This is a genomic window from Pseudoalteromonas sp. C8 (assembly GCF_011378685.1).
Classification (GTDB): Bacteria; Pseudomonadota; Gammaproteobacteria; order Enterobacterales; family Alteromonadaceae; genus Pseudoalteromonas; species Pseudoalteromonas arctica.
In genome coordinates, this window is sequence record NZ_WTKT01000004.1 from 119,440 (window position 1) to 132,890 (window position 13,451).

Here is a 13,451-nt window from a genome sequence, read left to right on the forward strand (position 1 = left end):
ACAGTATTACTACTTTATTTAATCAAATTCTTGACCCCCTCATTGATTGGTTGCGCAAGCCAAGGGATTTGGTTAGCAAGCGGGACAATACGGCTCGGCTGCATTTCAAGCGTAGCAACGTCCACAGCGAATTGGGCACTCGGCCCTGCTGCCGCCACAACGGGGTGATTACCATATGTAGTGCCCGCATATATTGACTCTGCCATTGTCGCAGGACCGAGAAGTCCAGTAGCCGCAAAGACAGCGCCGCCCCAATCCCCTATGTTACGTTCGCCCTGCCATTTAGGACGACCAAACGGGTATCGAATCTGTTCACGGATAACCTCTGCAACCAACGCAAGAGGTACGGCAACCGCTGCGGTTACAGCAACGGCCATCATAGGATTGACACTGCTGTCCTTGTCCTTGAAGCCTTTTGCTAATGACTTGTGCACGTTATCGTAGAAGCCATAGAAGAACTTCTTAAGTGTCGTGACAAGCAGGAAACGTGGATCATTCGCCACCAATGGGAGCTGAGTAGCGCGCGGATTCGTAACAGCCTCATTCACAAATTGGTGAACAGCATCACGATAGCGTTTACCCGCTGGCGTATTCAGGTCGGCTTTGTCCTTGAACTCCGTAACATCTTTAGCAGTAACGCCTAGCTCTTTCAAACGGGCAACACCGCTCGACCCTTCTTCAACGGCACGTATCATGTAGCGTTCAGCCGCTTTCGTTGCAATGGCGCGTGTCATCTTAGTTACATAATTCTGCCCATTCAGCCTGAACACAGTGCCTTGTATCTTCTGCGACACACGGCCTGTCGATAGGTCATTCATGTTGTACATTTCTTGTAGCGAATGCTCGATAGCGTCATTGGTTATAATGTCGTAATCACGTGCCACCTTGTACATTTTCTCACGGCCTACGCTGGTCAGTACGCTTTTAGCATCGTTGAGCATTCCATCGGTATCACCGCGCATACGTGCGTAAGTTGCCGCAACCTCAGGGATACTCGCTAGGCCAGTGAACCACAGAACCGTAGCCGCTTGGAAACCAAGTGCCGCAGAGTTAAGGGCGCGTAACTTAGGTGACATACTCATACCTAATCGGCCTGTAACACCTTGGTAAAGTTTAGAGAACTCGTGGCGGTTGCCCGTATGTACTTCACTCTGAATACGGTTAAACTCGCCATTAGAATCCCATTTCCCATCTACCATTGAGCCATGCGTTTTGTTCCATGCTGCCCAGCTTGTAGCCGAATTAACTAGACGTAACAAGTGGCGCGGCGCATCGGTGTCAACGAACTTACCCTCTTTCAGTTTATCGTAAAGTGGATCAAGTACCTTACGGCCTGCTCTTGGCGGGTTCGACAGCTCTGGACGAATAGCAAACTCAGGGTAGCCACGACCCTCTAAAATAGACTCTAAGAGCGATTCAGGATTCTTTACATTACCTTCGCGGAGGATAGACAAAAAGCCCTCTCTATTGCGCTCAATAACGTGTGTATCTAAATGCACCTTAGAACTTACTGACTCAAACGATTTGTCGTTTTTACGGGTGTATTCATTCAGGTCTTTAAGGAATGCCTCATACTTAGTACGTTCAGGACTATTCACCTTGCGCACGCTGTCCTCATAGCCTTTCTGAATGGCTTTGTTGTTACCAACATCTTTGCCTATTCTTGAGGCGTAATACTCTGTAGCGTTTCGCTGAATGGCCGTAAACTTATCTGCGCGTAGTGCTGCGTCAGGATGGATGCGTTCAAGGCGCGTACGTGTCATTTCTAACAAGCGGAACATGGATTTCTTCGCTAGGCCACGGTTACGCTTAACAACTTTCATCAGCTTACGATTAAGCTGTATCTTACGGCCTTTGCTAATATCAGTGCCCACACCAACATCATTGTCCTTGTGGCTTTTGAGTGCCAGTTCCGCTATTTCCATACGTCTTTGTGCTTCGGACAGGATAGCGGCCTTAACATCGACCCCCTCTTTTGACGCATCAGCCACCGCTTTAATACCCTTAAGGCGCTCTAATCGGTGCTTGGCCTGTACCATATCGCGGTGCACATCTGACGCATCACCGAAGTCGCCTTTATTAACGAATGGCTTGCGTGAGTTGTTACGTTCTTGACTACCTACTGCATGTAACAGGTCGCTTGGTGCATTGTCTAAATCACCATGCGCGTTACGAATGGCCGCTTTACTGTGGCCTTTAACATCATCACGGCGTATTGCGTCAACAAGTGATCGCTTCATGGCGCGTCTTGCTTCGGTATGCTCCACTCTGGCGCGCTCTACTTCGGCAACCATATCATCGCCCTTGCTCTTTTTGGCAAGTTCAAAGTCTTCGCGAGCTTTGGCTGCATTCTCAGTTAGTGCCTCACGGGTAGCCGTTTCCTTTTTGCCGCTAAGGTTTTCAGTTTTACGTGTTTTGCGGATTGCGCCACGAGTGTTAGCGACTTCCGATATTTCATCACGGTTAGCGATTTCATTGTCTACACGTTCTGATTTGATCGTAAGCTCACCGCCATCTTTAGCCGCTTGCTCGTAGTCTTTATCGAACACGCCCGAACGCGCATCACGAAGTATGTCATCGCCTCGTTCTTCTGAGATTTTGCCTTCATCAATTGAGCGCTGAACCAGTGTATGCACATCATCGTAAGAGACTTCATCACGGTACACATTGCCAATATCTTCAGGCATAAGGTCAGACAGTGTGCGAGTCTTGCGCATGTTGCCCTCAATACCCGACACCAACGAAACCAACTCTTTAGGCAGCAAGTTACCCACTTTTACCGCGTGTTCTGCGGTAGCAATAACGGTCTTAAGCTCTGGGGCATCCGACAGTTTTAACCCAATCTTACGAAGCAATGGCCTAACAGCACGGTCAACATGAGGCGCACGAACAACATCAACTTTTTTGTTGTACTTACGGCCTTTGTGGTAAACGTTAGCGCGTATTGCACCCATAGTTACCGACGCAAGCTTGTCGCCATTCATTCGGTAAACAACGGAATCGTCGGGAATTGTGTTCATATCAAAGCTGAATACAGGTCGGCCATCAGGCAGTCTTAAATCGGCCAATGCTGAAATACCGCTAAGCACAGAGTTTGAAAGCTCATTGATAAAGTTAAGGTCTTTGCCCGACGAGTCGTTAAAATCAACATCATCTTCACGCATAGCCCAGCGCGTAACCGCATCAACATCAACGCGGATTACCTTACCACTTTCGTTATCACGTGCCATCACGCCACGGTCACTACGGTTTTGACCCGCCTCGTCACGGGCATTACGCACACGCTTATTACTGGCAAATGAGCTACGAACACTAGATATTAATCGTTCTTCGGGGCTGGCCTTAGCTAACTGGCCTATGCCACTATCTTTCGGAAGTATGCCAATTTTTGACAGTAGAGTACCGAATGCAGATAGGTCGTCATTTTCCAAGTATTCCTTAAGCTTTTTAATCGTACCCTCTGACACATGCTTAGAGTCAGGACGCTTCTCTTGCTCACCGAATGTAAAGGCTGGCGGCTTCTCTGAACCTTTAGCGAACTGGTTAGTCTTGTTCGAGTTCTGGTTATCAATGGCCTTAGAGTTTGCACTTCTGCGTTTAGGCAAACGATTTCCTAGCAATAGCTCACGTTCGTTAGGCTTAACCGACTCACGCATGAACTTAACTAAGCCACTTGCGTTTAGACCAGGCACTTTGCGAAGTAGCTGATAAGCATCGACCGCCGCAGAGGTTCTACGAGTATAGTTTGCCGCAACTTCTAGGTCGTTTGATGTGGTGTCAATCGTGCTTTGAACATCGCCAATGCTACGTTCCGCGCCATCTTCACCACGTTCAGCATACGCTAGTTGTTGGTCGTTCCTGTCGCCAAGTTCACGACGCGACCTATCGGCAGCAGTGTCCTCGTACATCTTATTGACGGTTTTCTTATAGGCTTCGTTGAACTCGAACTTGTCAACACGCGCTTGTAATGCGTCGATTTTCTTAAGGTCATCTGGCTTGTCTTTAAAGCTGTCACGTTTGCCCAATAAGCTACGCACAACCGGTGTAAGTTTACTTGGGTCTAACGCGTCATTGTCCTTAGCATTCTTGTTGAACTGCTTTTCAGCTTCCAACAGTTTACCCATATCGCCATCACTGGCCGTACGCGTTCCCAACTCTCGTTTAAGGTAATCAAGCTTACCAACAACAGTCGTAGGGGCTGGTTTGGGTTTGGCCTTAACTTCTGCTTTAGCCGTTGTGCCATTTTCGCTACTGTCTGCAATCTTAGTCAACAATGAAAGTTTGTCAGCTTCGAGTGAGCTAGTACGCTCAAGTTCGTAGTGTTGACCGACCTCGTTAAGCTGCTTACGGGTAGTGGCTAATTGTGTATCGAATATATCTTTAGCGGCCTGTGTATCTTTGCCCTTACTTTGGATCACACCACGAATACGAATAGCCAGCTTGTCCTTAACATCTGACAACATAGTCATCGACTCGTCTAGTTCTTCTTTGCTTGGCTTGCGACCTTCTTTAATCCAAGTAGGCGCGCTATCTGGTACGTTCTTCTCTTTAGTCGTCGGCGCTTTGCCTTTAGGAACTTTAACCGTTGGTGCGTTATCAATGTTTTTCTCTACTTTGGACTCTTTTTTGATGCGCTCGCTATTTTTGATGCGGGCAGACTTAACCTTGGAGTAGTCACGGAACATCGCACGGCCATCGAACTTGTTAGCGTTTCGGTAGACAATGTTATTGAACTCAGGATTGATAGCACCCAACGCCCCTTTAAGCGCAACATCTGTGCCCACATCTTCGGCCATTGTTAGCTTTTCGCGTTGTTCGTCAGTCAGTTTAAGCTTACCTTCGCGTGACATACTAACGACTTTACGGAACACATTAGCAAGGGCTGCATCCCCTTTGGCCTTGTCATAACCACCCGACAACGGTGTTTTAGAACCGTAATGAGAATCGGCTGAATAGCTCGCCAGTTCTTCATCCGTAAGTGTTCCCGAGTCAACGAGTGCCCCTACCTGTTTCTCATCAAGCGGTTTGCCCTCAGGCTCAAGCATCTTACGTAATTCATCGTAGCGTTCAGTCTTAAGATTCGGCACATCGCGAGAGGTCATAGAGTCAAATTGCCCTTGGCCTACAACACCCGCATCAACATCGGCATCATCACCCGCAGCAGTTTTACGCGCCTTAGGCTTACGCTTTGCAACACGTTCAACATTCAGTTCTAACGACTCAGACCCATCGTATGCAGGCGCTTCGTTTTCAGATTCTTCTACGGTGTCCTCTTTCCAGCCGTGAGCATCAACAGCTTCGCCCTCAGCATCAGCACCGCGTCTAGCTTCGTTGTAGTCACGCATGTAACCAACAGAGTTACCCAAGCTCGATGCGATACCACCGACAGCACCACCCCCAATAACAGCTCGAATGCCCGCTTCAACAATATCGCGTGTTTCAAGATTCCAATCAGTGCCGCCCATTTCGGTTGCAATAACTTCATCAATCACTACTTGCGCTGTGGAGGTAGCACCTTCGATGCCTGCACCCAATGCGGCGGTATTCATAACGTCTTTTAAGCGCTTTGCAACCGATGGTTTAGCCAATGCATCAAGGACAGGTTGCGCCGCTGCCTCTGACATTCCTGTGGCTCTAAGTGATTTGCTCATAACAGCAATAAATGGAAGCGCATTAGTCGCCGCACCCACAAGGCCTGAGGCCAATGTAGAGCTGCCGTGGTCTTCATTACCCGAAGCATCAAGACGATTTTCCATCGCCCCCGCTGCCTGAGCAAAACCAGATACAGCAGGCCCCGCGTACAATCCAGCCTTAACACCCTTCATTAACGAACGCGTTGCCGTAGCGCGCATTGCACCCATTAGGCCTGCACCAACAACAGCACCCGTACCGCCTGTAGCCGCGCCGACTGCAACAGTACCCGCAGTTGCTATCGCATCAACAATAAGACCAGGAGCAGCCTCGCCCAATGTTTCAACAACATAATCTACTGCATCGCCAAAGCCTTGAACCTTATCGACTGACTCGAATTGACGCTTGTTAGCGGAGGCTGCTACGCCATGTTCAAATGCAACAAGCTCACCTTCTTCTTTCCACTCGTCATTGCCAAGTGATTCACCGATATAGTTTAGCGCGCCACCTAATGCGGCTTTAGTTTCATCCGTTCCGCGATCAAATGCACGGCTAAACGTACCACGGCGGTCACGTATTTTGGGTTGGAACTCACCGCCCATCCATGATGTAAACTCGTCGTTTGTGTCGCGAAGCTCTTGGCCTACAGCGTTCATATCTGTGTTGCTGGTAGACTCGTAACCGAGTGCGCGACGCGTAATACCTGTTAGTGACGCTTGCATAGAATCAGCATCTTGAGTTGGCATTGCCGCCCCCGAACGTACTAAATCACCCGCAACGTCTAGGCCGTTCTTGTCACGAAACGTAGAGATTTTACGCCCATATGCCCCGCGTTCACCGCCAGCATCTACGTAGCCGCCATCGTCAATAATGCTCTGCGACAATTCTTGTTCTAGCCCCGCATTAATATTTGAGTCGCTACGCCAATCATGCTCACGTTCAACGCTGTTAAAGCCTTTAGCACGTGCATCTTTTTCGCCACCAATGCCGCCACTGTCGCCATCGCGCAGCTCAATATCGCGTTTATCTGTATTGGCCTGTTGTTCTGCCAATGCTCTATCACCATCATTTGGTTCAAGTAACCTAGCCATTAACTCGTCTTCGTTCATACAAAAAATCCCTAACATTTAACTGTTAGGGATTTTATCACACTACTACTTAGTTACTTTAACAGTATTACTACTAAAGGTTGTCGGAAGTAAAACCTGTATCAAACAGTTTTTGACGTTCTTCATTCCAGTCTAAGCCCTTTTCCTTTGCGGCATCTGAATATCTCATTAGCTTTTTATCATACGCATTACGCACCTCACGAAGCGAACGGCCTGAGTTCTTAGACGCGCCTAAAATCGTCTGTGCCGCGTTTGGCTTGAACTTACCCAATGCTGTATTGATAAATGGTAGAACAGTCTCAGCAGACAGGTTGTTGTCCTCTCCTTTATTTGCCAAGAACGAACGAACACCCTCATTGAACATAGCGCCGAACTTAGGGTCTTTCATCTGGTCAATGCTGAACGTTTCGCTACCCATAAGGCTTGTTGCCAACGCTTTAACACGGCCACGAACACCCGCAGCTTGTTGTCCTTTAAGCCCCATTCGACCACTATACCAATCAGCAATATTAGAACCTTCATCCTGTAGGAACTCCAACGCATCATTTCGGCGCTTAACATCGCTTTTATAATTCTTACCCGCTAAGTCAACATACTTGCGCTGGGCATCAAAGCGTTTTGCTTCGGCTGTTGCTACGGCCGCTTGACCTCTGGCCTCTGCCACATCAAGTGCCACATTATGCTTGTCCAATTCCATCTTAGACACACGCATATCGCCCGTTTCCATGTAGTTACGCATCTGACCTTCGTCAATGTTATTAGTAAGGTAAAGCTCACCCACAACAGCAGCACGTTTACGGCGAGTTGCATACTTTTCATGAATGGCTTGCATACGCGTTTCAACATCATCGGACTGCAACACAGGCTTAAGCTCTGCTCTGGCCTTAAGCGGTGGTGAACCCATGCTCTCTACCGTTTCTTTGGTATCCACAAGGTCATCGACACCCTCCGGCGTTTCTACTTTATTGCTAGGGAGTATCTTAACCTCGCCCTTTTTCTCGATACTAGCTTTAGCATTTTTGCCCATAACGAATTGGTTGGCCGTCTTCTTAACCGTATCACCAAAGCCACGTTCCTTAGCGCCATCAGACAACCAGTTACCCGCTTCCATGATTTTTCTAGCACCCGCTGCACCTTTGTTATACATCTGTTCGAGGCCAACAAACACACTCTCTGCCATCTTACGCTGCACGAAACCTATCGGGTTCGCCAAGTCGCTAGCTGTTACAGAACCATCGCCCTCAGGCTTAACAGTTGGCGCACCTTCGCCCGCATTGATAGGCACATCACTGTCAGGTGAAGTCTGCTTACCTTTCAACAGTCCATGAGACTTAAGGTTAGACATAAACTCCGATTCACTGGCTTCACGAATGTTGCCATTTTCATCTGAGGTAAAGCCTGCACGGATATAGGCCGAATGGTTTTCAGGTTCAACGCCATTCTTTTCAGCAATATCAATACTGCGCTGTGCATGTTCCTGTAGGCGCGGTAAGTCTTCGTTCTTGGCACGAAGCGGCTTACTCTTGTTATCGTTTGGGTTTGACGTTAGCTGCGTTTGTTCCCCGTTATCTTTTAGAACACCAAATGAAGTCGTGCCATCGCCATTGTCTACAGGGGTAATTTCGTCACCACTGCGGCTAACAGAGCGAGACAAACGCTGGTTGCGCTGAATTGCGGCCTGTTCCTGCGCATCAATATCACCCGATATACTGTCTACATAAGACTGACGCGCCTGCTTAGATTGGTCACGCTCAGCTACCTTGTTGTCGTACTCGTCCGTCTGTCTGTTGAACAACGTTTCCGAACGGTTGTCAGCAATAGCTTGTCGTGACGAACGTTCTTCATCTAATTTTGCTTGTCGGTTACGCGCGTACGTCTTATCTTTCTGACGCTCGGTGTAATCCGCGTACTGCCCAATTGCATTAATGATGGCTGTGCCATCGTGCATGCCATATCCTGCCATGATCATTCCTTATTAGTTACTGATAGCGCCGCCTGCCGCACCACCAAGAGAAGCACCCGCAGCTGCACCCATAGGCCCACCTACAAAGCCACCAATAACGCCGCCTGCCACTGCGCCAACCTGTGTCATAAATCCACCTTTAGCAGATTTATACGCTGCGTCACGTTGCTGCTTAGCTTGGTATGCTTGTGACATAGAGGCCGTGCCCGTCGCTTGCAACTGCTCACCAATACTCATTAGCTGTGTACGGGCTGCTTGTTGTTTAACGCGTTGGTCTTCATGCGCTTGGGTCATAACAGCGCTTCGAGCTGTCGCAACACCTCTTGTTTGTGTCCGATCCATTGCGCTACTTTGCGATGCTAGTTGGCCGCTCATGCTGTAACCCAATTGGCGATCAACAGTATTCGCCGTCTTCTCGCCTAGGCCATCGCTTAGCTTGCGTGACGTATCAACGATTGACGTACTTTTCGACTCGTCTACAAGGTCGTCAACAACGGGCAATGTGTTCTGCTCATAGTCAAGGACTTGCTGGCGGTACATATCTTCAAGCGAGTCTTCATACGACTTTTCATCAAGCTTTGCGTCGGCGGCTCGTTGCACCATTCCAATTTTGCCCGGACCATATGTTTTCTCTTGTTTGGCGAGCGCAACAGTTTGCGAATTAGATGGCGTAATAGCCCCACTAGTCGTCGTCTGCTTTACAGTAGGCATTATGTAGTTCTCCCCATCTCGTCATAGTTTGAGGCAGATAGCGGGCTGAAAATTGACACCTCACCACCGATTTCCTCTTTGTTTTTCTCATCGAAACCATCCGAACGGGCATAGGCCGAAGTCGCCGCCACGCCGATATCTAGGAATGCTTGTGTCTTCTTATTAGAGTCCGTGAAATCACTTAACGAACGTTGCTGACCCACTGCTGCCATGCTACGTGCCACGCGCGCTGTGCTTGAGGTATCTTGACGAACAATATCGCCCTCAGTGCCATAAGAACGCCCGCCTTTGCCCGTTGCAGAAATGCCAGTAGACTGCACATCAACGCCACCATCAACAGTCTTAAACTCGCCACCTGAGCGTGATTTTTTAAGGCGTGTACGACTAATGCTGGCGGACTCTGCACCAACGCGGGACATAAGGTTAGAACGCTCGTCACGGCGGTTTGAGGCCATGAACGCATCACGCGACCCCTCTTTTACGGTTGTTCCTTCCTCGAACATCTTGCTTGCAAGCTTGACCTGCATTTTCTCCCCCTCAGGGGTGGTGGGCTTCTCTGGACTAGACATTTCAAAACTCCATAGCATACGTCTTTGATTCAACGTGGAAACCTACTTGCGCTGCCACGCGACCCCAGCCTTCTCTTGGGCTGGTGAAAGTCAGTTTACTACACCCCAACTGTTTGACATAGCTAGTAGTATCACTAATAACATCAGGCCATGAATCAAGGTGGCCTTTCAACGAAGCCGCACATAAAACGTGACACGTATTCTCAGACCATTGGGCAATTAGGAACGCATCTTCCCCCACTAAATGTAAAGTAGCTGCACCAACGAGTAACAGACGTTCCACCTCATGCTCAGGGTAGCCCCCGAACTCACGATAAAGCCGCTCAATGAACGGCTTAATTGTAGGGAAAACCCTTGCTATGTCTTCAACACTGAATGGATCACTTACCATGAAAATCCTGTATTAAACTGCACCGAACGTTTCGGGCGACTGCGGTCATCACGTGCCTCACGCTTAGCCTTGTCGATACCTTCGCGAAAGTGCATTTCGTACGTTGCGGCCGCTCGGCTGTTAGCCCAAGTAGCATCTGGCATCGACAGTAAACGGGCAATAGCTCCACGCCTTATAACATCAAACCATTTGTCAGCTAACGAGTCGGGTACGCTTTCTATGTTTCGGGTGGGCTGCACAACAACCGATACCTCAAGCGTACCCTTTTCAAACGCGTCTAAAATGATAGTGTTACCACTGTGCGAGAATGACCCCACACGGTTTGTTTTACTGATACGGTGAGCTAGTTCACTAACAAGCTTAAAACGGTCACTACGACCCTCAGGCTCGAAATAAGCGAACTTCGTTGACGCTACATAAGTTTCCTCAGGTAACATTTGAAGTGCCGCAGTGTCCTCTACAAGTTTAATGCGCTCAGTATGTAACCACACTTCCGAAGTCCTAAAAAACTCTTGCAGGGCATAACGTACCTGTCGCGCCACTGTAGGGTCTAACGGCTCTGAAACGTCCATGCGGATACTGTCTACCCATTCTTGGACGTTAGCCATTAACGAGCCCCTATTGGATCACGTGTCACACCATTGTCGCTTTCCATGCTAGCTTGTGTGTCACCAATTTGAGCCGTAAACACATTGTAGTAACTTTGCGCGCGAGCCTGCATTCCTTCCGATTCAGTGAACTTACCAAACGCACGATGCAAAATGTAGTTAGCTACACAAGCGGCGTACATCGTAGGTAATGGGAACGGTTCATCAAGTGATAAAACCTCTGCTGGCGTAGTGCCAATAACCATCATTAAACCATTCTCACCAATTGTAGGTGGGTACACATAGAAAGTTCGTGGGTCAGTAAGGCTTACACTGTAGCGGAAGACTGTTAGCGTTTTAGTAGCGGCCATCCAGTTAGGGTCTTCGTTATCCAGTGTAGCGCGTTCGACACGACGAACTGAGCGACCTTCATCTTCCCCCACCATATTACAAACAACTTCTAGCACACGCGATGCGCCAAGCGCCGCTACACTCTGTTTAGAGCCTGCGCTTAAGTTAAAGGTTTCAGTGCTGCTGCATGATTCAGGACGTACACGGGCAATCTCGGCACAAGCTTCGTTAAACCATTGGATTAACTCAGGGTCACGCCATTGAACACCGCCCTCGTCAATATCACGTAAAAGTACACGGACGCGGTTTGTTAGTATTGTTCCTACGGTTAACATGACGTTTTTCCCTATTACTCAGATGCTTTAGTAGCTGCGTTCGCGGCACGTGTTGCCGCGGATTTCTTAGCTGCTTCACTTGCTTTAGCTTTTTTTGCGGCTTCTTCTAACGCTTTCGTCTGTTCCGTTGCGGCTTCCACTTCTGCTTTAGCCTCAGCGTCTTTATGAGACTGAATCACAGATGCAAGCTCGGCTTCACGCTCCGCAATATCCATAATGTCATCAAGTGGCACTAGGCCTGCGCGAATTGCATCTTCTTCAAGGTGTTGTGGAACGCTGCGTTCTTCGCCAGATTTAAAACGGATAACATGGCCGCCAATGCGGGCAGTTACACGGATAGTGTCGCGAGTAAAGTTTTTCAATTTCATGTTTTTGTCTCTTTAGAGGTCGGGGGTAATCGTCACCACCCCCTGCAAATTAGATCGCGAAGTCGATACGTAGAACGCCGTAATCTTGTTTAACAGCACGGTCAGCAGTCTTCTTAGCATCTTTGAACTGCATTTTCTTCATACCGAAGATTTTGCCGTACGCGATACCGAAGTTGTTACCGTAATCGAAATGGTCTCGTTCATCCCATGAAGGGCTATCAAGGTCAATAAAGCCGAGTGCTTGAGCGCCACATAGTAAGCCCATGCAACCCTCAACAGTGCCAGCCGCACCCCATTTAGAACCCGAAGCAACACCAAGCGTAGTTGGTACATGACGGAACTCATGGATGTGTAGGCCATCAACAATGTAAGACTCGCCGCCAGCAAACAATGTGTTACTGTCGCCACGAACGCCCGCATGACGCGCATTCTCTTTGAAATCAGGGTCTAATTTCAGTGCAGCAAGTGCCATTGGGTGTAGGAACAAGTGGTAAACTTCTGAACCGCCAGTGCCACGAATACCACGAATGTAACGAGTCTTAGCAATCGCTTGTAAACGTACAATGTGGTCGTAGCCTAGTTTGTCTTGGGCAGTAATAGCAGTCGTGTCACTTTCAGTAACTTGGCCGCCTTTAATACACATAAGGTGACGCTCAGACGTTGAGGCAAGGCCGCCGTCAGTGTTGAACGCTAAGTCAGACAAGTTGTCATCATTAGAGCCCTGACCAGGACGTACTCGACCATCATTCGTTTGCGCGAAATCTAAGCCAGCTAGTTGTAGGAATGTCATCTGATCTAAACGGTCTGATAACCAGTAAGATAGCTGGTCACGCGCTTGTTCACGGAAGTTAACAACCGTTTTCTGGTCGTTCATTTTACCCGTGTTCTTCACTGCGTTACGTAATTGGTCAACTTCAACTTTGTCTTGATGCGCAGTTAATGTTGATTCGTTACCGGTCAGCTCGTTGTCACCAACAATACCGTCGCCGTGCATATCTGGAACAAGGGTTACAACTGCTTCTGTACCACGTTCTGATTTAGTCAGCTCCGTAATACGTTGGATCATTGCGTTTTGACCCGAACCCATGAACTTAGACACGAACATCTTGTCGCGTGCTTGATGCCACGTATCACGTGACCATACTTTTTTAGCGTCATCATCTAACGCTGAGAAATTAGTTTTTGCCATTACAGTGCATATCCTTCGTTAGTCCCTGAGCCGTTGGCTTGTTGCGAAACGACAAACAGAGGACTTAATAAATCCAAGTGTTTTGAGTCGTCCCGTAACGTGGGTCTATCGAAATGTATGCACGGCATGACTGAGCTGTGGGGCAGGATTGATTTACAAGGTATCACCTTGAATATGCTTCAATAGTAGCAACACTACTGCACCATGTAAACAGTATCACTACTAATCAAGGGTTTATTTTCAGATA

Annotated in this window: 9 protein-coding genes; all 9 read right to left on the reverse strand. The window is 48.4% G+C overall.

Annotated features, from left to right (window positions below):
- Window positions 1-14: 14 nt before the first annotated feature.
- Window positions 15-6,740 (reverse strand): hypothetical protein, encoded by a 6,726-nt coding sequence (locus GQR39_RS05685; protein WP_165735025.1) that lies wholly within the window; start codon window positions 6,738-6,740, stop codon window positions 15-17.
- A gap of 73 nt (window positions 6,741-6,813) precedes the next feature.
- Window positions 6,814-8,703: a hypothetical protein gene (locus tag GQR39_RS05690; protein ID WP_165735026.1), complete on the reverse strand. Its 1,890-nt coding sequence runs from the start codon at window positions 8,701-8,703 to the stop codon at window positions 6,814-6,816.
- A 12-nt stretch (window positions 8,704-8,715) separates the two neighbouring features.
- Window positions 8,716-9,414: a hypothetical protein gene (locus GQR39_RS05695; RefSeq protein ID WP_165735027.1), complete on the reverse strand. Its 699-nt coding sequence runs from the start codon at window positions 9,412-9,414 to the stop codon at window positions 8,716-8,718.
- Window positions 9,414-9,983: a hypothetical protein gene (locus tag GQR39_RS05700; protein WP_165735028.1), complete on the reverse strand. Its 570-nt coding sequence runs from the start codon at window positions 9,981-9,983 to the stop codon at window positions 9,414-9,416. The genes GQR39_RS05695 and GQR39_RS05700 overlap by 1 nt, the downstream gene beginning before the upstream one ends.
- Before the next feature lies 1 nt (window position 9,984).
- Window positions 9,985-10,266, reverse strand: coding sequence for a hypothetical protein (locus GQR39_RS05705; protein WP_165735029.1), 282 nt, complete (start codon window positions 10,264-10,266; stop codon window positions 9,985-9,987).
- A gap of 101 nt (window positions 10,267-10,367) precedes the next feature.
- On the reverse strand, window positions 10,368-10,982 hold the full coding sequence (locus tag GQR39_RS05710; RefSeq protein ID WP_165735030.1) for a hypothetical protein: 615 nt from the start codon (window positions 10,980-10,982) through the stop codon (window positions 10,368-10,370).
- On the reverse strand, window positions 10,982-11,647 hold the full coding sequence (locus GQR39_RS05715) for a DUF6682 family protein (RefSeq protein ID WP_165735031.1): 666 nt from the start codon (window positions 11,645-11,647) through the stop codon (window positions 10,982-10,984). Before GQR39_RS05715 ends, GQR39_RS05710 begins: the two co-directional genes overlap by 1 nt.
- Before the next feature lie 14 nt (window positions 11,648-11,661).
- Window positions 11,662-12,015: a hypothetical protein gene (locus GQR39_RS05720; protein ID WP_165735032.1), complete on the reverse strand. Its 354-nt coding sequence runs from the start codon at window positions 12,013-12,015 to the stop codon at window positions 11,662-11,664.
- Window positions 12,016-12,064: 49 nt separating this feature from the next.
- Window positions 12,065-13,204 carry a N4-gp56 family major capsid protein gene (locus GQR39_RS05725; protein WP_165735033.1) on the reverse strand — a complete coding sequence of 380 codons (1,140 nt, stop codon included), beginning with the start codon at window positions 13,202-13,204 and terminating at the stop codon, window positions 12,065-12,067.
- Window positions 13,205-13,451 lie beyond the last annotated feature (247 nt).